Genomic DNA, 20,936 nt, shown 5'->3' with positions numbered 1-20,936 from the left:
TCAATGAAACTGTACAACCTGAAGGATCACAACGAGCAGGTCAGCTTTGCACAAGCGGTTAAGCAAGGCCTGGGCAAGCAACAAGGACTGTTTTTCCCGCTGGACTTGCCTGAGTTTGAGCTGACCGAAATCGATCGCTTGCTCGAGCTGGATTTTGTGACTCGTAGCAGCCGTATTCTTTCCGCTTTTATCGGCGATGAGATCCCGGAAGAGCAGCTTTATCAGCGCGTTAAAAATGCCTTTGCTTTCCCGGCACCAGTGAAAAAAGTTGAAGAAGACGTCGCCTGTCTGGAACTGTTCCACGGCCCTACGCTGGCGTTTAAAGACTTCGGCGGCCGCTTTATGGCGCAGATTTTGACAGAAGTTTCAGGCGATCAGCCGGTAACCATTCTGACCGCAACCTCCGGTGATACCGGCGCGGCAGTGGCTCACGCTTTCCATGGCCTGAAAAACGTGCGTGTCGTTATCCTTTATCCGCGCGGCAAAATCAGTCCACTGCAGGAAAAATTGTTCTGTACCCTCGGTGATAATATTCACACCGTGGCAATTGACGGCGATTTCGATGCCTGCCAGGCGCTGGTCAAGCAGGCGTTTGATGATGAAGAGCTGAAAGTCGCTCTGCACCTGAACTCTGCCAACTCGATTAATATCAGCCGCCTGCTGGCGCAGATTTGCTACTACTTTGAAGCCGTCGCCCAGTTACCACAGGAAGCGCGTAACCAACTGGTGGTTTCTGTGCCAAGCGGCAACTTTGGTGATCTTACTGCGGGCCTGCTGGCCAAGTCGCTGGGCCTGCCGGTGAAGCGTTTTATTGCCGCAACCAATGCCAATGACACCGTGCCGCGTTTCCTGACCAACGGTGAATGGACGCCAAACAAGACCGTTGCGACACTGTCGAACGCCATGGACGTCAGCCAGCCTAACAACTGGCCGCGCGTTGAAGAGCTGTATCGCCGCAAGATTTGGCAGTTGAAAGATCTGGGCTATGCCGCCGTTTCTGACGAGACCACCGAAGACACCATGCGTGAGCTGGCAGATATCGGCTACATCTCAGAACCACACGCAGCGATTGCCTATCGTGCGCTGCGCGATCAGCTGAAAGACGGCGAGTTTGGTCTGTTTATCGGTACTGCCCATCCGGCGAAGTTCAAGGAAAGCGTTGACGCAATCCTGGGCCAGACACTGCCATTGCCGAAAGAGTTGGCCGATCGCGCCGATCTGCCGCTGCTGTCGCACGATCTGCCGGAAGATTTCAGCGAACTGCGTAAGTTCCTGATGGCGCTGCCAGAGTAGTATTTAAAACCCTGCCTACTGCGCAGGGATTTAAATTCGGGCAAGGTTAGGATAGGGGAGCCGCGAGCGCAGTGCTCCCTTTTTTATTTCTGCTCGGCGCGGGTAAACACCAGCTCATTCCCTTCGGAGCGCGTGGCGTCAAACTGATAACCTTCCAGCGAGAATTCCTCAAGCTGTTTGCGCTTGGTCAAACGCTCTTTGATAATAAAGCGACTCATCAATCCGCGCGCTTTCTTGGCATAGAAACTGATGACTTTGTAGTTGCCATTTTTCTCGTCAAGGAAGACAGGCTTAATGATTTCTCCATCGAGCCTGGCAGGTTTGACCGCCTTGAAATACTCGTCTGAAGCTAAATTAACCAGGATGTTATCCCCTTGTTCTTTAAGGACCGTATTAAGTTTTTCAGTCAGCAACTCGCCCCAGAAAGCATAAAGATTGGTTCCCTGCGGATTGTTCAATCGAATGCCCATCTCGAGACGATAGGGCTGCATTAAATCAAGCGGACGCAGCAGCCCGTAGAGACCTGAAAGCATCCGTAAATGCTGCTGGGCAAAATCAAAATCCTTTTCACTGAAATCTTCCGCCTGCAAACCGGTATAAACGTCGCCTTTAAACGCCAAAATCGCCTGACGCGCATTTTTCGGCGTAAAGTCTGGCTGCCAGTCATTGAAACGTTCGGCGTTGAGATGGGCGAGCTTGTCGCTGATACCCATCAGGCTAGAGATCTCGGCTGGCGACAATTTTTTCGCAATGGCGATTAGCTGGCTGGATTTGTCGAGCAGTTCCGGCTGTGTGTAGCGTTTAGTGGCAAGCTCACTTTCATAATCAAGTGTTTTGGCTGGAGAAATAATAGTCAGCATAGGGGCGTCCGGTTAGTCTGCGCAGTAGTTCAGCAGGAAATGAAATAAGCAATCTGCGTGCATTTTAACAAAAAACGCGCAACGAAGAAAAAATCATAGCAATAGCCGCTGCCTTAAGCGCGGCCATTGTGATTTAAGCCGATTTAACGTGGCTCTGAAGAGCGAACCGCCTTCGACCAGATGCCTGCCTGCAATTGGCCTTTTAGCTCGGGAAAATTGTCCGGATTAAATGTCGGCACCCGGCCCATCAGCCGCTGGCGTTCGTAGTCTCTGACCACCTTGAGCGCCAGCCCGGAAAGCAACAATAGCGCAGTCAGGTTGATGATGGTCATTAGCGCCAGGGAGATGCTGGCAGTCTGCATCAGCAGTGGAGTGTTGATCAGGCAACCGGCCAGCAAGAGCACTAACATCGCGAGGCGCAAAAGGTAAATCCATCCCGTGTTGCCACGCATTAAAAAGACTAAATTATTCTCGGCATACAAATAGTTGGCGAGCATCGTGGTAAACGCAAACGCCAGCGTAAACACTGCAAGGATTTCAGGCCCCAATGGTCCGATATCCGCCGTGATTGCTTCGGCCAGCAGGCCAAGACCGCTAATACGGTCAGTCGGCGCGCTGAGGAAACCGGAAGAGAGAATGATCATCGCGGTGGCGCTGCATACCACAAAGGTATCGACCAATACGCCCAGCATCTGTGAAAAGCCAAGCGCAACAGGATGACGAGTTGCAGCAAGCGCGCTGATATGCGGAGTCGACCCTGCACCGGCTTCATTGGAAAATAATCCCTGCTGAATGCCCTGAGTTAGCGCCAGCGTCACGCCGTAACCCAAAATACCGCCTGCAAATTCCTGCAAGCCAAAGGCGCTATTGAAGATAAGCACGAACACGGAAGGCAGCTTTTCAAGGTTATCGGCCATAATCCACAGCGCCAGCAGCAGATAACCGGCACTCATCAACGGCGCTAGCCAGACGGAAATTTTGACCAGCGCTTTAAGTCCGCCAAGCAAGGTCACGGCAAAAACCAGACTTAACGCGATGCCGGTGTACCAAGGATCAATCTGGAAGGCGCTAGACAGCGCATGAATGGCAGCTTTTGCCTGTAACGCGTTGAATACCAGGCCAATGGTTAGAATCATCAGAACGGCGAACAGCACGCCCATCCAGCGCATGCCCAATCCGCGACTCATATATTCTGCCGGTCCGCCACGAAATTGTGCTCGTTGGTCGGTGGTTTTGAAGATTTGCGCCAGCGTGTTTTCAATCAGCGCCATTGGCAAGCTGAGTAAAGTAATGATCCACATCCAGAAAATAGCTCCCGGACCACCGGCTGTTAGCGCCATCGCTACGCCCAGCAGGCTCCCGACGCCGACTCTTCCCGACAAGCTGACCGCCAGTGCCTGCCAGGGTGAAACTCCTCTGCGATCGGTTTGTGCATCGCGGCGCAGGCTGAAAAACATGTCAGGCCAACGGCGAAACTGAATAAACCGCGTCCTGAGTGTCAGATACAGCCCGTAGCCTAGCAGGAAGTAAATCAGGATCGATTCCCACAGGATATCGTCGAGAAAGTTAAGCAAACTGGCCATTAAGTCCTTTATTCCCTAGAAAAATCATGGTGAATCCCTCCATTTATGCCGGTTATCGAATTGATCTGTTATGTGAATATGCGATTTATTCACTTAAAGTTTGGACCGCCATATCTGCCTTGCGGATGTCTTGTTGCATGTTATCATCAAGAGAAGGCAAGGCATGAAAATGCCTCAACGATAAACTCTAAACGATGAGATATGCCACAATGACCGATAAACTTTCTTCCCTACGCGAATTGACCAAAGTAGTTGCAGATACTGGTGATATCGCGGCAATCAAGTTGTATCAGCCTCAGGATGCAACCACTAACCCTTCTCTGATCCTCAACGCTGCTTCGATTCCGGAATATCGTAAATTGATCGACGAAGCTATTGCATGGGCGCGCGATCAAAGCGGTGACCGCGATCAGCAAATCGCCGATGCAGCGGACAAGCTGGCAGTAAATATCGGTCTTGAAATCCTAAAACTGGTTCCAGGCCGTATTTCTACCGAAGTTGATGCTCGCCTGTCTTACGACACAGAAGCCAGCATTGCCAAGGCTCATCGTTTTATCAAGCTTTACAACGATCACGGCATCAGCAACGATCGCATCCTGATTAAACTGGCTTCAACCTGGCAGGGCATCCGTGCCGCCGAGCAGCTGGAAAAAGAAGGCATCAACTGTAACCTGACCCTGCTGTTCTCCTTTGCTCAGGCGCGTGCCTGTGCCGAAGCCGGTGCTTACCTGATTTCTCCATTCGTTGGCCGTATTCTTGATTGGTACAAAGCTAACGGCGACAAGAAAGAGTTCGCGCCACACGAAGATCCAGGCGTTGTTTCTGTTACTGAAATCTACGAATACTACAAACAGCACGGTTATGAAACTGTTGTTATGGGCGCAAGCTTCCGTAACACTGACGAAATCGTCGAGCTGGCTGGTTGTGACCGTCTGACTATCGGACCTGCACTGCTGAAAGAACTGAAAGAAACTGAAGGCAGCCTGGAACGTAAACTGTCTTACACCGGTGAAGTTAAAGCTCGCCCAGCTCCGCTGACTGAAGCGCAGTTTTACTGGGATCATAACCAGGATCCAATGGCTATCGACAAGCTGGCTGACGGTATCCGCAAGTTTGCCATAGACCAGGGCAAACTTGAGAAAATGATCGCCGACCTGCTGTAATTGCCGGTTAGCACGATCTGTTTTCTAGAAAAGGTGGCTGAGGCCGCCTTTTTTATGTCCTGATTTTAGCTGCCTGCCGCCAATTCTCTGGCTCATTACTGCAAAAAAACCAAACCCTTGTGTCGTTCCTCTTCAGGTTCCCGATATACTTGGCTTTTACTGTGACCGCAATACGCGGCAATTTTCACAGCTGTCTGGAGGAGTGAGATGGATAAATTACGAATTGGTCTGGTGTCGGTATCCGATCGTGCATCGAGTGGGGTGTATCAGGATAAAGGTATTCCAGCGCTTGAAGAGTGGCTGGAGCAGGCGTTAATGACTCCTTTCGTGGTTGAAAAACGCCTAATTCCTGACGAACAGCCGCTGATTGAGCAGGCTATCTGCGAGCTGGTGGATGAAGCAGGGTGTCATTTGGTGCTAACGACCGGCGGCACTGGACCTGCGCGGCGCGATGTAACTCCTGACGCGACTATGGCGGTTGCCGATCGACTGATGCCGGGTTTTGGCGAGCAAATGCGCCAAATCAGTCTGCACTTTGTCCCTACGGCAATTTTGTCGCGCCAGGTTGGAGTCATCCGCAAGCAGGCGCTGATTCTGAATTTACCCGGTCAGCCAAAATCGATCAAAGAAACGCTGGAAGGGCTTAAGGACGAGCAGGGTAAAGTCATAGTGTCAGGAATTTTTGCCAGTGTACCTTATTGTATACAGCTGCTTGATGGGCCTTATATTGAAACACAGCCGCAAGTTGTAGCAGCTTTTCGCCCAAAGAGCGCAATCCGCGATACAAACAACCAAAATTAACGTTTTTCTGCGATAAGATCCGAGGGTAGTGGTGTGTAAATTAATTGCCGATTATAGTAATGTTTACTTTACATAGCGCGGCAATTTTTTTACCTCAACTCGGTGCTCCAGGTATCTTATGCAACACGACAATAATCGCCGGCTGAACCGGCAGGATTACAAAACCCTCTCCCTCGCTGCATTAGGCGGCGCTCTGGAATTCTACGACTTCATCATCTTTGTCTTCTTCGCGGCGACGATTGGCGATCTGTTTTTCCCTGCTTCAATGCCGGACTGGCTGCGTCAGGTGCAAACTTTCGGCATTTTTGCAGCCGGTTATCTAGCACGCCCGCTGGGCGGTATTGTGATGGCGCACTTTGGCGATCTAGTTGGTCGTAAGCGTATGTTTAGCCTTAGTATTTTATTAATGGCTTTGCCCACGTTGGCGATTGGTCTGTTGCCTACCTATTCCTCTATCGGCATCGCGGCTCCATTATTACTGCTGCTGATGCGTCTTTTGCAGGGGGCTGCGATAGGCGGAGAAGTGCCGGGCGCCTGGGTGTTTGTCGCCGAACACGTGCCGCGCAAACGTATTGGCTTCGCCTGTGGAACGCTAACCGCCGGACTGACGATGGGGATTTTGCTCGGTTCACTGGTTGCGACATTGATAAATACGCTGTTGCCCGCGTCTTCTATTGCGCACGGCGGCTGGCGCATTCCGTTCTTTATTGGCGGGATCTTTGGTTTTATCGCGCTGTATTTACGTCGCTGGTTGCAGGAAACGCCCATCTTTATCGAGATGAAATCGCATAAGGTGCTGGCAGAGGGGATGCCGATAAAATCAGTGATCCGCGATCACAAGAAAGAAATTGTGGTTTCTATGCTGATGACCTGGCTGCTGTCGGCGTGCATCGTGGTGGTGATTTTGATGACACCAACCTACCTGCAAAAACAGCTGGCGATCCCCGCGGCGCTTACCTTGCAGGCTAACAGTATGGCAACCATCGCGTTGCTGTTTGGCTGTATTTGCGCGGGCTGGGTGGTTGACCGCATTGGATCGAGTAAGACCTTTATTATCGGCAGCGTATTTTTTGGCCTCTGCAGCTGGGCGTTTTACCACACAGTAGCGATTGACAGCAGCTGGCTAAAACCAATGTATACCCTGACCGGATTCAGCATTGGCGTTGTCGGGGCGGTGCCTTTTGTGATGGTACGGGCTTTCCCGGCAGAGGTGCGTTTTACCGGCATCTCGTTCTCATACAATTTGTCCTACGCGATTTTTGGTGGCCTGACACCGATTTTTGTCACCATGATCACGCGCATCACGCCAATGGCTCCTTGCTACTATGTTATGGCCTTGGCGGTGATCGGACTGGGGCTAGGTTTGTACCTCAACCGTGACCTTAATAATGAGTCAACCATCGAAACCCGGCTGGCTGACTCTCTTTCCGGCGGACAATAATCAACGTAATCGCTCAAAATTGATCTAAAAGGGCAATAAACACAAAATTTTTTTTGTTGTTGCCCTTGATGCTGCGTCACATGACCCCATCTTATTCTCAACCGCAGTTGTTACCGCTGATGAAAGCAATATCGGACAGTTGAAATGAAAAAAACCGTCCGCATATAGAGTAACAACCTCAACGAATAATGAATTTTAGTGGAGACGTTTTAGATGGGTAGAATTATTGGGATCGACCTGGGTACAACCAACTCTTGTGTAGCGATCATGGACGGCACCAAGGCTCGTGTGCTCGAAAACGCCGAAGGAGATCGTACTACACCTTCAATCATTGCTTACGCACAGGATGGTGAGATCCTGGTTGGCCAACCTGCTAAGCGTCAGGCAGTCACTAACCCGCAAAACACGCTGTTTGCTATCAAGCGTCTGATCGGTCGTCGTTTCCAGGACGAAGAAGTTCAGCGCGATAAAGGCATCATGCCTTATAGCATCGTTGGCGCTGACAACGGTGACGCCTGGATCGACGTTAAAGGCCAAAAAATCGCACCTCCGCAGATCTCTGCCGAAGTGTTGAAGAAAATGAAGAAAACTGCCGAAGATTACCTGGGCGAGCCAGTAACTGAAGCTGTTATCACCGTACCTGCATACTTTAACGATGCCCAGCGTCAGGCAACTAAAGACGCCGGCCGTATCGCAGGTCTGGAAGTAAAACGTATTATCAACGAACCTACCGCAGCAGCGCTGGCTTACGGCCTGGATCGCGAAGTCGGTAACCGTACTATCGCGGTATACGACCTGGGTGGTGGTACTTTCGATATCTCTATCATCGAAATCGACGAAGTTGATGGCGAGAAAACCTTCGAAGTTCTGTCTACCAACGGTGACACTCACCTCGGTGGTGAAGATTTCGACAGCCGTCTGATCAACTATCTGGTTGAAGAATTCAAGAAAGACCAAGGTATGGATCTGCGTAACGATCCGTTGGCAATGCAGCGTCTGAAAGAAGCGGCAGAGAAGGCTAAAATCGAGCTGTCTTCTGCACAACAGACTGACGTTAACCTGCCATACATCACTGCTGACGGCAGCGGCCCGAAACACATGAACATCAAAGTAACCCGTGCAAAACTGGAATCTCTGGTTGAAGACCTGGTTGCCCGTTCTATCGAGCCACTGAAAGTTGCACTGAAAGATGCAGGCCTGAGCGTTTCCGACATCCAGGACGTTATCCTGGTTGGTGGTCAGACTCGTATGCCAATGGTTCAGAAGAAAGTTGCTGATTTCTTCGGTAAAGAACCACGTAAAGACGTTAACCCGGATGAAGCAGTGGCCATCGGTGCTGCGGTTCAGGGCGGCGTGTTGTCTGGTGAAGTTAAAGACGTTCTGTTGCTCGACGTGACTCCACTGTCCCTGGGTATCGAAACCATGGGCGGCGTGATGACTCCGCTGATCACCAAGAACACCACCATCCCGACTAAACACAGCCAAGTGTTCTCTACGGCTGAAGACAACCAGTCTGCGGTGACCATTCACGTGGTGCAGGGTGAGCGTAAGCGTACAGCCGATAACAAATCGCTGGGTCAGTTCAACCTTGATGGTATTCAGGCAGCGCCACGCGGCATGGCTCAGATCGAAGTTACTTTCGACCTGGACGCCGATGGTATCCTGCACGTGTCTGCCAAAGACAAAAATACCGGTCGCGAGCAGAAGATCACCATCAAGGCATCTTCTGGTCTGAGCGAAGAAGAAATCCAGAAAATGGTTAACGACGCGGAAGCTAACGCCGAGTCTGACCGTAAATTCGAAGAGCTGGTTCAGACCCGTAACCAGGCTGACCATTTGATTCACGGTACGCACAAGCAATTGGAAGAAGCCGGTGACAAACTGCCAGCTGAAGACAAAACTGCTATCGAAGACGCTCTGAAAGCGCTGGAAGTTGCAGCGAAAGGCGAAGACAAAGCCGACATCGAAGCTAAAACCCAGGCTCTGGTCCAGGTTTCTGGCAAGCTGATGGAAATGGCACAGCAGCAGGCTCAGGCCGAAGGCGGTGATGCCAGCGCCCAGAAAGATGACGACGTAGTCGACGCTGAATTCGAAGAAGTTAAAGACAAAAAATAATGCCCTTGAGGCAAAGTAATCGATACGTCCCCGAAAGCTTTTGAGATACAGGTAGGCGGCAAGTGAACTCACTTCAGGAGCTTGCATCGGTAAGTTACCTGAGTGAGTGAGCGCAGCTAAAACTGTCTGTGTTTCGAAGGGTTAGGGGAATATTGATAACCAGTACGGGCGTCGAGGTAACTCTGCGCCCGTGCACGCATGTTGAGGGTAGCAAAAGCATGGCGAAGCAAGACTACTATGAGATTTTGGGCGTCTCCAAAACAGCGGACGAGCGCGAAATCAAAAAGGCTTATAAGCGCCTGGCGATGAAACATCACCCTGACCGCAATCAGGGCGATAAAGAATCCGAAAGCAAATTTAAAGAAATCAAAGAAGCTTATGAAATTCTGACCGACGCGCAAAAGCGTGCGGCCTATGATCAATACGGTCACGCAGCCTTCGAACAGGGCGGCATGGGTGGCGGTGGTGGTGGTTACGGCGGCGGCGGCGGTGCAGACTTCAGCGACATCTTTGGTGACGTCTTTGGCGATATCTTTGGTGGCGGCCGTCGTCAACGCGCGAGCCGTGGTTCAGACCTGCGCTATAACATGGACCTGACTCTTGAAGAGGCGGTTCGTGGCGTAACCAAAGAAATTCGTATTCCTACTCTGGAAGAGTGTGACGTTTGCCACGGCAGCGGCGCGAAAGCGGGCAGCAAGCCGGTAACTTGTCCAACCTGTCACGGTCAGGGCCAGGTGCAGATGCGCCAAGGCTTCTTTACCGTACAGCAGGCGTGTCCGACTTGTCAGGGTCGCGGCAACATCATTAAAGATCCTTGCAGCAAATGCCACGGTCATGGCCGCGTAGAGCGAGCCAAGACGCTGTCGGTGAAAATCCCGGCCGGTGTTGATACCGGCGACCGTATTCGTCTTGAAGGCGAAGGAGAAGCGGGCGAACAGGGTGCACCAGCAGGCGATTTGTACGTTCAGGTTCAGGTCAAGGCGCACAAGATTTTCCAGCGCGAAGACAACAACCTGTATTGTGAAGTGCCAATCAACTTCGCCATGGCGGCGCTTGGCGGCGAGATTGAAGTGCCAACGCTCGATGGTCGCGTGAAGCTGAAAATTCCTTCTGAAACGCAGACCGGCAAAGTGTTCCGCATGCGCAGTCGCGGCGTGAAATCCGTTCGTGGTGGCGCACAGGGTGACTTGCTTTGTCGCGTAGTGGTTGAAACTCCGGTTAGCCTGAACGATAAGCAAAAACAGCTGCTTCGCGATCTGGAAGAAAGCTTTGGCGGTGCATCGGGCGAGAAAAACAGCCCGCGTTCCAAGAGCTTCCTGGACGGCGTGAAAAAGTTTTTTGACGACCTGACCCGTTAAGTTCGGCAGAGCTCGCAAGAAATAATGAAATCCCTGGCTGAAAAGTCGGGGATTTTTATTTGTCTCGCATTTTGGAACCACCCTCGGCATAAACGCCTTTTTCCTGCGACCACATCTGAGTACACTTCCTCACTGACTCTGTGCATTATTTCCACAGACAGCTTTTAAAGGAGTGTAGAAAAGTGACAAACCTGATTCGTCAGTTCTTACGTATGGAAGCGTCGGGCGGAATTGTCTTGATTGTGGCTGCTGTCATCGCCTTGATCATGGCGAACACCTCGTTAAGTGGTATTTACCTCGATTTCCTCAACTCGCCGGTCGCCTTGAGCATCGGGCAGTTTGGTTTGAACAAACCGCTGCTGTTATGGATTAACGACGGGCTGATGGCGATCTTCTTCCTGATGGTCGGGTTGGAGGTAAAGCGCGAGTTACTCGAAGGTGCGCTGTCGAGTCGAGAACAGGCACTGTTTCCAGCCATTGCTGCGCTAGGCGGTATGCTGGTTCCGGTGCTGTTTTACCTATGCTTTAACGGCGGTGACGAGGTTGCACGTCAGGGCTGGGCTATTCCTGCAGCGACTGATATCGCTTTTGCATTAGGCGTGATGGCGTTGCTAGGGTCACGAGTCCCTACCAGTCTGAAGGTTTTTTTACTGGCGCTGGCAATTATCGACGATCTCGGCGCGATCATAATAATCGCGGCTTTTTTCAGTCACGATATCTCTGTTACCGCTTTAATATTGTCTGTGCTGGCAATTGCAGCCCTTGCCTGGCTTAACTGGCGCGGCGTAACGAAGCTAACGCCTTACGTGGTGCTGGGTATTTTCCTGTGGGTTTGTGTTCTGAAATCGGGTGTTCACGCCACTTTGGCCGGTGTGATACTGGGTTTCCTCATCCCGTTAAAAACGGAAGGTAAGTCCCCTGCGCGGCGTGTTGAGCACGGTATTCATCCGTGGGTTGCCTGGCTTATCCTACCCATTTTTGCCTTTGCCAATGCCGGTGTATCGCTGCAGGGAGTCACGGGAGAAGACGTGTTTTCACTGCTGCCGATGGGCATTGCCGCAGGATTATTGCTCGGAAAACCAATCGGCATCATGCTGTTTTGCTGGGTGTCGATGAAATTAAAGATCACTCGTTTGCCACCGGGCATCAACTTCAAGCAAATTTCGGCAGTTTCAGTGCTGTGTGGTATTGGTTTCACCATGTCGATTTTTTTGGGATCGCTGGCGTTTGGTGATGCGGATGCGTCGATGATGATTTATGCCAAGATAGGTATTTTAATCGGATCGGTGCTGTCGGCAGTGATAGGCTATTTACTGCTGGGGCGGGTGTTGCCTAAAAAAGCGCTCTGAAAATAGAGTCGCACAGAAATTTAGATATAAAAAACCGGCTCGCGCCGGTTTTTTTATCAAGCTCTCAACAAACTGTAAAAAATTACAGAGCGTTGATTTGCGCAGTCAGGTTCGACTTATGACGCGCAGCTTTGTTCTTGTGGATCAAACCTTTACAAGCTTGACGGTCCACAATTGGTTGCATTGCGTTGAATGCATTTTGTGCAGCTTCTTTGTCACCAGCTGCAATAGCCGCGTGTACCTTTTTGATAAAGGTACGCATCATTGAACGACGGCTAGCGTTATGCTGACGGCGTTTTTCTGATTGTACGGCGCGTTTCTTAGCTGATTTGATGTTAGCCAAGGTCCAACTCCCAAATATTTTTCTATTGAGGACAATTCGAAGGCCGAGGAATATGCCTTTTCGGACTTCTTTTGTCAACGGATTTGTGCAAATAAGCGCCGTTTTAACGCTCGAACTTCATCCGAACTACAAGCGACGCTTGTTACGTTGTGATGGCGCAGGATTTTAACAGCTTCCAGCCGCAGAATACAGCCCATAGCAATAAAATTCGGTCGAGAAGTGATTATTCTTCCAACAGAGATTGTTAATGCTGAGTTTTTTTGAGAAAACAGAAAGGATTGACGAAAACGGGGTTTCGATGAGGCCTCACTGTTTTACCACGCCGAGTATAGAGATAATCTCCGGCCAAGTCGCCCCGATACCAAAAAAACTATGTTATCGATGAGAGAATCCTGCGATCCCGCTAATCGCTGGTTAACCTTATGGGCTGTACAAGGTATAATCCGCCGATTTCCTCTGTTTTGAGCCAGCTATGGATTTGAGCCTGTTATGGAGCTAATTCGCGGGATACACAATATTCAGGCACGTCACCACGGGTGCGTCCTTACTATTGGTAATTTTGACGGTGTACACCGTGGCCATCAGGCCTTGATCGAACAGTTGAAGCTGGAAGGTCGCCGCCTGGGTTTACCGGTCATGGTTATGATTTTCGAACCTCAGCCTCTTGAGCTTTTTGCTGGAGACAAGGCCCCGGCACGCTTGACCAACTTGCGTGACAAGGCCAAGTATCTCGCCGAGTGCGGGATAGACTATCTGTTGGTGGTTAAATTCGATCCGCGTTTTGCCGCGAACAGTGCCCAGGCATTTGTTGCGCAACTGCTGGTCGAAAAACTGGGTGTCAAATTTCTTACCGTCGGCGACGATTTCCGCTTCGGTGCGGCTCGTCTTGGCGATTTCACACTGCTGCTTAGCGCCAGTGAGGAATATGGTTTTGACATCGTCAGCACCCAGACCTTCCGCGAGGGTGGCCATCGGATTAGCAGCACTGCCATCCGTGACGCACTGCGTGACGACGAGCTGGCGCTGGCGGAAAACCTGCTTGGTCATCCTTTCTGTATTTCGGGAAGGGTGGTGCACGGCGACAAACTGGGTCGCACCATCGGTTTTCCAACCGCTAATGTGCCGCTCAAGCGCCTGGTCAGCCCGGTCAAAGGCGTTTATGCAGTAGAGGTGGTTGGGCTTGGTCCCGACCCGCTGCCTGGCGTAGCCAACATTGGTACCAGACCAACAGTGAATGGTGTCCGCAAGCAGTTGGAAGTTCACCTGCTCGACACCACATTAGATCTATACGGGCGCCACATTGACGTGGTGCTCCGCGTGAAAATACGCGACGAACAACGTTTTTCATCGCTCGATGCGTTAAAGCAACAGATTGCCAACGACGAGCAAACAGCCCGGAAATTTTTTGGGCTGAAACATTCTTGAGCTAAAAAAATAGCGCAATACACATTTGCATTTGTAGCCCGGCTTTTAGCCGAAAAACGGAACCGAGAATCTTATGAGTGACTTTAAGAATACCCTGAACTTGCCGGAAACAGGGTTCCCGATGCGCGGCGACTTAGCCAAGCGCGAACCTGCCATGCTGGATAACTGGTATCAGCAGGATCTGTACGGGATTATCCGCGCTGCCAAAAAGGGCAAAAAATCCTTTATTCTGCATGACGGCCCTCCGTATGCGAACGGCAGCATTCATATTGGTCACTCGGTTAACAAGATTCTCAAAGACATTATCGTTAAGTCTAAAGGGATGGCCGGCTACGATTCGCCTTATGTTCCAGGCTGGGATTGCCACGGTCTGCCAATCGAGCTGAAAGTCGAGCAACTGATCGGCAAGCCGGGCGAAAAAGTTACGCCTGCTGAATTCCGCGCAGCCTGCCGTACCTACGCGGCAGAACAAATCGAAGGTCAGAAGGCTGACTTCATTCGTCTGGGCGTGCTGGGCGACTGGGATCACCCTTACCGCACCATGGACTTCAAAACCGAAGCCAACATCATCCGTGCGCTGGGTAAAATCATCGGCAATGGTCACCTGCTGAAAGGCGCGAAGCCGGTTCACTGGTGTACCGACTGTGGCTCTTCACTGGCCGAGGCTGAAGTCGAGTATTACGACAAAACCTCTCCGGCTATCGACGTTGCGTTTAACGCGGTTGACTCGGCTGCAGTGGCCGCCAAATTTGGCGCAACGGCGTTCAACGGTCAAGTCTCTCTGGTTATCTGGACCACCACCCCGTGGACCATGCCGGCCAACCGCGCGATCTCGCTGAATGCCGAATTCTCTTATCAGCTCGTGCAGATCGAAGGCCGCTGTCTGATTCTGGCGACCGAGCTGGTTGCCAGTGTGATGAAGCGCATTGGCGTGACCGAGTGGACCGTGCTGGGCGAATGTAAAGGTGCTGATCTCGAGCTACAGCGCTTCCACCATCCGTTCCTGGCGTTCGACGTGCCGGCTATCCTTGGCGACCACGTTACGCTGGATGCGGGTACCGGTGCTGTTCATACCGCTCCTGGTCACGGCCCTGACGACTATGTGATTGGTCAGAAATACGGTCTTGAAGTGGCTAACCCTGTTGGCCCGAACGGCTGCTACCTGCCTGGCACCTTCCCGGCGCTGGACGGCAAGTTTGTGTTCAAAGCCAACGATATCATCGTCGAAATCCTGCGCGAGCACGATGCATTGGTGCATTTCGAGAAGTTTACCCATAGCTATCCGTGCTGCTGGCGTCACAAAACGCCGATCATCTTCCGCGCCACGCCACAGTGGTTCGTGAGCATGGATCAGAAAGGCCTGCGTGCGCAGTCATTGAAAGAAATCAAAGGCGTGCAGTGGATCCCCGAGTGGGGCCAGGCGCGTATCGAAAACATGGTTGCCAACCGTCCTGACTGGTGTATCTCCCGTCAGCGCACCTGGGGCGTTCCTATGTCTCTGTTCGTGCACAAAGACACTGAAGAGCTTCATCCACGCAGTCTTGAGTTGATGGAAGAAGTGGCAAAACGCGTTGAAGAAGAGGGTATTCAGGCGTGGTGGGATCTCAATCCTGAAGAAATCCTGGGTGCAGAAGCCGCGGATTACGTCAAAGTCCCTGACACTCTGGACGTGTGGTTCGACTCAGGTTCAACCAGCTTCTCCGTGGTAGACGCGCGCCCTGAGTTCAACGGTCAAGAGCCTGATATGTATCTGGAAGGTTCCGACCAACACCGTGGCTGGTTCATGTCATCGCTGATGATCTCAACCGCGATGAAAGGCCGCGCACCGTACAGGCAGGTTCTGACTCACGGCTTCACCGTGGATGGCAACGGCCGCAAGATGTCAAAATCTATCGGTAACACCGTCAGCCCGCAAGACGTGATGAACAAGCTCGGTGCCGATATCCTGCGTCTGTGGGTGGCTTCAACCGATTACACCGGCGAAATTGCGGTGTCTGACGAGATCCTCAAACGCGCAGCCGATTCTTATCGCCGTATTCGTAACACCGCGCGCTTCCTGCTGGCGAACCTTAACGGTTTCGATCCCGCGCAGCACATGGTGAAACCGGAAGAAATGGTCGTGCTGGATCGCTGGGCCGTGGGTCGTGCGAAGGCGGCACAGGAAGAAATTGTTGCTGCTTACGATCGCTATGATTTCCACGGCGTGGTGCAACGCCTGATGCAGTTCTGCTCAATCGAGATGGGTTCATTCTATCTGGATATCATCAAAGATCGTCAGTACACCGCGAAAAGCGACGGCATTGCTCGCCGCAGCTGCCAGACCGCGCTGTACTATATTTCGGAAGCGCTGGTTCGCTGGATGGCTCCGATCATGTCCTTTACTGCCGACGAGATCTGGGGCTTCCTGCCGGGTTCACGCGAGAAGTTTGTGTTTACCGAAGAGTGGTACGACGGCCTGTTTGGTCTGGAAGAAAGCCAGCCGATGAACGACGAGTTCTGGGCCGAGCTGCTGAAAGTCCGTGGCGAAGTCAACAAGGTGCTGGAACAGGCGCGTGCAGACAAACGTCTGGGCGGGTCGCTGGAAGCTTCCGTAACACTTTATGCTGACGATGCGCTGGCTACCAAGCTCAACAGCCTGGGCAATGAGCTGCGCTTCGTGCTGCTGACCTCGGGTGCCAAAGTCGCTCCACTGTCTGCGGCAGATGACACGGCTATCGCTAGCGAGCTGGTGAAAGGCCTGAAAATTGGTCTGGAAAAAGCTGAAGGCGAGAAGTGCCCACGCTGCTGGCATTTCACTACTGATGTCGGACACAATGCAGCGCACCCAGAAGTTTGCGGACGCTGTGCGACCAACATTGCTGGTGACGGCGAAGAGCGCGAATTTGCATAATGGCTAAATCGATTTGTTCTACCGGACTCCGCTGGCTTTGGCTGGCGGTTGTTGTGCTGGTGCTGGATCTCGGCAGCAAAGTGTTGGTGATGAATCATCTCCAACTCGGTGAATCCCTGCCGCTGATCCCGTTTTTCAATCTGACTTATGCACATAATCCAGGTGCCGCGTTCAGCTTCCTGGCGGATAAAGGCGGCTGGCAGCGCTGGTTCTTTGCCGCTATCGCGCTGGTTATTGTCGTCGCGCTGCTGGTACTGATGTACCGCAGCAACGGCAAGCAGCAGAAGCTGAATAACATTGCTTTTGCGATGATTATCGGCGGCGCGTTAGGTAACCTGTTTGATCGCATGGTTCACGGGTTCGTCATAGACTTCATAGATTTTTATGTCAACGATTGGCACTACCCAATATTCAACCTGGCCGACAGCTTTATCTGTGTTGGCGCAGTGTTAGTTGTTCTGGAAGGCTTTCTGTCTTCCCCTAAAACGACAAAAAGTAAAGGATAGAGCATGACCGAGCAGGTGATACACGACAGCGCAGTATTGGTTCATTTCACGCTGAAGCTGGAAGACGGCTCAACCGCGGAATCAACACTGAGTCACGGCAAACCCGCCTTGTTCCGTCTGGGAGATGGCAGTCTGTCCGAGGCGCTGGAAAACCAACTGCTGGGTCTGCACGTCGGGGACAAGAAAGCTTTTACGCTGTCCCCGGAGTCGGCGTTTGGGACCAACAGCCCAGATCTGGTTCAGTTCTTCCCGCTGCGTGATTTTATGGAGACCGGCGTCCCGGATGTCGGTACTATCATGCTATTCACTACCCGTGATGGTAGCGAAATGCCGGGCGTGGTGCGAGAAGTGACAGAAGGTTCGGTCACTGTGGATTTTAACCATCCGCTTGCCGGTCATCACATTGATTTTGATATTGAAGTGTTAAAGATAGACCCTGAAATGGAGGCGTCTGATGCAAGTTCTGCTGGCTAATCCGCGTGGTTTTTGTGCCGGTGTTGACCGTGCCATTACCATCGTTGAACGCGCGCTTGAGCTTTATGGTGCGCCGATTTATGTGCGCCATGAAGTGGTACATAACCGCTATGTCGTAGATAGCCTGCGTCAGCGCGGGGCAGTATTTATCGAGCAAATCAGCGAAGTGCCTGACGGTTCCATTCTGATCTTCTCGGCGCACGGTGTTTCCCAGGCCGTGCGGACTGAAGCCAAATCACGCGACCTGACGGTGTTCGATGCCACTTGCCCGCTGGTGACCAAGGTGCATATGGAAGTTGCGCGCGCCAGTCGAAAAGGCACGGAAGCTATCCTGATTGGCCATGCCGGACACCCCGAAGTCGAAGGCACAATGGGGCAGTACAATAACCCGAAGGGTGGCATGTATCTGGTTGAGTCTCCGGCTGATGTCTTTAAGCTGGATGTCAAGGACCCGGAAAACCTGTGCTTTATGACGCAGACCACGCTGTCGGTTGATGATACTTCAGAGGTGATTGACGCCCTGCGTGAGCGCTTCCCGAAAATCGTCGGTCCACGCAAAGACGACATCTGCTATGCCACTACCAATCGTCAGGAAGCCGTGCGTAACCTGTCTGATGAAGCGGATGTGGTGCTGGTGGTTGGCTCTAAAAACTCCTCCAACTCCAATCGCCTGGCCGAATTGGCACAGCGCGTGGGTAAACCTTCTTACCTGATTGATTCTGCGGAAGATATCAAAGAAGAGTGGGTGAAGGGAGCAATCAGCGTCGGTGTTACGGCGGGAGCTTCTGCGCCGGATATTCTGGTTCAGGAAGTCATCGAACGTCTGAAAACCCTGGGTTGCCTGGGGGTCGTCAATATGGACGGGCGTGAAGAAAATATCGTATTTGAAGTACCGAAAGAACTGCGTATCGATATCAAAGCGGTAAGCTAATACTCGGTAGTTCCCCCAACTTTATGGTGGGGGAACATATCAAGTCACAGCTCATCGGATTAAAGCTTAAACCGGGACTGTTCTTTGCCGCGCGTCGCGGTTTGTACCTGCAATAATGCCCCTTCGATTTCTTGCGGATTTTCCAGACCCGTCCTCGCCGAAGTGATAAACAGCTGGCTCATATCTTCCCCGCCAAAGGTGCAGCAACTCGGTTGCGTCACCGGCAGTTTCACTGTATCCAGTGTGATAAGTTCCCCCTGGTTAATTTGCTGACGCAATAGACAACCGTTGCCCCAGCAGGCGGTCAGCAGAATGCCGTCTTCAGTCAGCGTTGATCCATCGGGGGTTTTATCTCCGGAGGAAAAGCAGGAAAGCTTCAGCGGATTAATTTTTCGCGCATTGCCGGAATAAAAGCGTTTTTTCATGCTGTCTGCGAACCACACTTTCCCTTCGAACCAGGCTAACGTATTGGGCGTTCCTACGTTATCCATCATCAGCGCAGGGGCATCATCGCCAGTTTCATAGCGATACCAGCCGCCAATCGTTTCGTCTTCCTGCAAATCCATGGTGCCAAACCACACTGAGCCATCGGGCGCGATTGCTGCCTCATTTGGCCGGGTTCCTTTTACTCCCGGATACTCGCACAAAAAAGTGATATTTTCGGCAGGATAGTCATAAAGAGCGAGGCCGTTTTGGGTGACGAGTAAAAAGGTGTCTTGTTTTTCCGTTAGCAATGCAGCACTGGTCAGGAAAGGAAGTTCACGCTGTTGGAATGTTTGCTTTTGTGGCCAGTAGCGCAGAAGACGCTGGTTAGGAATATCGACCCAAAGTAAAGATTGAGTACGCTGGCACCAGACGGGGGTCTCGCCTAAAGTAGCTCGATAGTCACTCACCACGGCAACTGCGGACCTTAAAAATGCGGACATGAGGATTTCTCCGGCAAAATAAAAGACTAATCCCAATGAGTTTAGTCGTGTAAAGCCTTCTGAGGAAAGAGAGGGTAAAAGATTCGTTATCGTAAGCATAAAAAAAGCCTGCTGAAATTATCAGCAGGCCCATATTTCCAACGCTCTATCTGTGTCTAGAATAGCGGGTCGGAGATTAGAAGTTGTAGTACAAACGAACCAGGTTCAGGTCGCCAATGTTATCGGTAGAGTTGGTTATCACGTGTTCGAAGTCAACCTGGAAGCCGTAATCCAGTTTCACAGAAACACCCACACCGTTATCGGTGCGTTGATAATCACGTCCGCTCACGTACTTCAGATGGTCGCCCATGAAGTAAGGTTGGATACTCTTGATAGCAAATTGCTTAACTGGGATGTTGTATCCGGCATAGTATTCGACACCCCAGGCATTGCCTGCGAAGTAGTCTTGGTAGTCATTCACTTTGGTGGTCAGGAAGTTATGGTACCAACCGCCGCCCGCAGAGAAGGTCCAGTGACTTGGTGTCCACGACAGTGCGGTACCAAGAATGCTCTGGTCATAGTTTTTAGAAACGTTGTTGGCAGCACGATTTTTAACTTCTGCGCTGGTGTAGTTGTAGGCAGAACCCCAGGTCAGAGTATCGTTGATGTGCCAGTTGGCACCAACAGAACCGCCGCCTTTACGTTTGTAGGCCAGGCTATGTGATTCCAGCAAATCATCATCAGGCAGCAAGTAAGCTGCATACAGGTCAACCGGACCCGCACTGTATTTATATTTCAATTGCTTACGTGAACGGTATGAACCGTCGTAGTCGCCGTTGATACCGTTACCCGGTGCCTGGGCCAACATGTCGTCATCCCAGATATCGGTTTTCGCACCAACCACATCATAATAGATGCTGTTCTGTTGACCGTAAGTCAGAGTACCGTAGGTTTTGCTCTTGAAGCCGGTATACAGCTGGCGACGGGTGGTATCATGCGCGCCCTGAGCATAGTGGTTATCCCAGCTGAACACGGCTGGAATGTTTACGCCGAGTTCGTAGTAACCTACCCAGTGAACGTCATCGAACAGGAAGTAGTCGGCAGTAAAGCGGAAACGTGAACCGCCGTCATAGCCGTTGTTCTTGTATGAGCCTTTATCAGAACTGCCCATGGTATTAACGACCTGCGGACGAATACTACCGCCCACTTTGAAGTCAAGGCGACTCAGCAGATCATAAGGTTGAGGATCTTGTTTAATCAGTTCAATTTCAGCCTGTGCTGCGAACGATGCGCCACCCAATAGCAGGCCTGCGACAACCGTTTGTGAAACCCTATTCATTTTAAATTTCATACTGACTCCAGGTGCCATTAATCTGCTGGCAGCCTAAGTTCCCTAGTTATGCACGAGGGGGATTAACGAGCATTTAACAGCTACCTGGCAATTTGCCAAATTTAAAAATTGGTCTCAATTGCACGATTAACTGATGATTAAAGAATAA

General features: G+C 51.5%; 17 protein-coding genes. 12 read left to right on the top strand and 5 right to left on the bottom strand.

Annotation, left to right across the window (positions count from 1 at the left end; all coding sequences use genetic code 11):
* The first annotated feature begins 3 nt into the window (after positions 1-3).
* Positions 4-1,293, top strand: a complete 1,290-nt coding sequence (thrC, locus tag SPM24T3_RS00690) for a threonine synthase (RefSeq protein WP_009634751.1) — start codon at positions 4-6, stop codon at positions 1,291-1,293.
* An 83-nt stretch (positions 1,294-1,376) separates the two neighbouring features.
* On the opposite strand, the gene yaaA is transcribed toward thrC, so the two are convergent.
* Together yaaA and SPM24T3_RS00680 are read right to left on the bottom strand one after the other, a co-directional pair.
* On the bottom strand, positions 1,377-2,153 hold the full coding sequence (yaaA, locus tag SPM24T3_RS00685) for a peroxide stress protein YaaA (protein WP_009634750.1): 777 nt from the start codon (positions 2,151-2,153) through the stop codon (positions 1,377-1,379).
* Between the two features lie 143 nt (positions 2,154-2,296).
* Entirely contained in the window at positions 2,297-3,736 is a 1,440-nt protein-coding gene (locus tag SPM24T3_RS00680; RefSeq protein WP_009634749.1) for a sodium:alanine symporter family protein, read from the bottom strand.
* A gap of 209 nt (positions 3,737-3,945) precedes the next feature.
* Between SPM24T3_RS00680 and tal the strand changes: the two genes are divergently transcribed.
* The 6 genes from tal (at position 3,946) to nhaA (ending at position 11,963) form a co-directional block, all read left to right on the top strand.
* A complete protein-coding gene (gene tal / locus SPM24T3_RS00675) occupies positions 3,946-4,899 on the top strand; it encodes a transaldolase (RefSeq protein ID WP_009634748.1) in 954 nt (317 codons plus the stop codon).
* A gap of 207 nt (positions 4,900-5,106) precedes the next feature.
* Entirely contained in the window at positions 5,107-5,700 is a 594-nt protein-coding gene (mog, locus tag SPM24T3_RS00670) for a molybdopterin adenylyltransferase (RefSeq protein ID WP_009634747.1), read from the top strand.
* A 118-nt stretch (positions 5,701-5,818) separates the two neighbouring features.
* Positions 5,819-7,141: an MFS transporter gene (locus SPM24T3_RS00665; RefSeq protein ID WP_009634746.1), complete on the top strand. Its 1,323-nt coding sequence runs from the start codon at positions 5,819-5,821 to the stop codon at positions 7,139-7,141.
* A 213-nt stretch (positions 7,142-7,354) separates the two neighbouring features.
* Complete coding sequence (dnaK, locus tag SPM24T3_RS00660) at positions 7,355-9,256, top strand: molecular chaperone DnaK (RefSeq protein ID WP_009634745.1); 1,902 nt, start codon at positions 7,355-7,357, stop codon at positions 9,254-9,256.
* Between the two features lie 218 nt (positions 9,257-9,474).
* Positions 9,475-10,614, top strand: coding sequence for a molecular chaperone DnaJ (dnaJ, locus tag SPM24T3_RS00655; protein ID WP_009634743.1), 1,140 nt, complete (start codon positions 9,475-9,477; stop codon positions 10,612-10,614).
* A 182-nt stretch (positions 10,615-10,796) separates the two neighbouring features.
* Positions 10,797-11,963, top strand: coding sequence for a Na+/H+ antiporter NhaA (gene nhaA / locus SPM24T3_RS00650; RefSeq protein ID WP_009634742.1), 1,167 nt, complete (start codon positions 10,797-10,799; stop codon positions 11,961-11,963).
* Positions 11,964-12,045: 82 nt separating this feature from the next.
* Here the strand turns inward: nhaA and rpsT are convergent, their stop codons facing one another.
* Complete coding sequence (gene rpsT / locus SPM24T3_RS00645; protein ID WP_009634741.1) at positions 12,046-12,306, bottom strand: 30S ribosomal protein S20; 261 nt, start codon at positions 12,304-12,306, stop codon at positions 12,046-12,048.
* A 489-nt stretch (positions 12,307-12,795) separates the two neighbouring features.
* Here rpsT and ribF point away from each other — a divergent pair, with 489 nt between their 5' ends.
* From ribF to ispH, 5 genes are all read left to right on the top strand, one after another.
* Positions 12,796-13,731 carry a bifunctional riboflavin kinase/FAD synthetase gene (ribF, locus tag SPM24T3_RS00640; protein ID WP_009634740.1) on the top strand — a complete coding sequence of 312 codons (936 nt, stop codon included), beginning with the start codon at positions 12,796-12,798 and terminating at the stop codon, positions 13,729-13,731.
* Between the two features lie 73 nt (positions 13,732-13,804).
* A complete protein-coding gene (gene ileS, locus SPM24T3_RS00635) occupies positions 13,805-16,621 on the top strand; it encodes an isoleucine--tRNA ligase (protein ID WP_009634739.1) in 2,817 nt (938 codons plus the stop codon).
* Positions 16,621-17,127, top strand: coding sequence for a signal peptidase II (gene lspA / locus SPM24T3_RS25275; protein ID WP_009634738.1), 507 nt, complete (start codon positions 16,621-16,623; stop codon positions 17,125-17,127). Before ileS ends, lspA begins: the two co-directional genes overlap by 1 nt.
* Positions 17,128-17,130: 3 nt before the next feature.
* Positions 17,131-17,601 carry an FKBP-type peptidyl-prolyl cis-trans isomerase gene (fkpB, locus tag SPM24T3_RS25270; protein WP_009634737.1) on the top strand — a complete coding sequence of 157 codons (471 nt, stop codon included), beginning with the start codon at positions 17,131-17,133 and terminating at the stop codon, positions 17,599-17,601.
* Complete coding sequence (gene ispH, locus SPM24T3_RS00620) at positions 17,582-18,532, top strand: 4-hydroxy-3-methylbut-2-enyl diphosphate reductase (protein ID WP_009634736.1); 951 nt, start codon at positions 17,582-17,584, stop codon at positions 18,530-18,532. The genes fkpB and ispH overlap by 20 nt, the downstream gene beginning before the upstream one ends.
* A gap of 59 nt (positions 18,533-18,591) precedes the next feature.
* On the opposite strand, the gene SPM24T3_RS00615 is transcribed toward ispH, so the two are convergent.
* Together SPM24T3_RS00615 and SPM24T3_RS00610 are read right to left on the bottom strand one after the other, a co-directional pair.
* A complete protein-coding gene (locus SPM24T3_RS00615; RefSeq protein ID WP_009634735.1) occupies positions 18,592-19,458 on the bottom strand; it encodes an SMP-30/gluconolactonase/LRE family protein in 867 nt (288 codons plus the stop codon).
* Between the two features lie 175 nt (positions 19,459-19,633).
* Positions 19,634-20,776, bottom strand: coding sequence for a porin (locus SPM24T3_RS00610; protein ID WP_369699976.1), 1,143 nt, complete (start codon positions 20,774-20,776; stop codon positions 19,634-19,636).
* Between the last annotated feature and the right edge of the window lie 160 nt (positions 20,777-20,936).

This window comes from Serratia sp. M24T3 (assembly GCF_000257645.1).
Taxonomy (GTDB): Bacteria; Pseudomonadota; Gammaproteobacteria; order Enterobacterales; family Enterobacteriaceae; genus Rouxiella.
The sequence above is the reverse complement of the archived record's forward strand: the minus strand, read 5'-3'. Positions and strand labels throughout refer to the sequence as shown.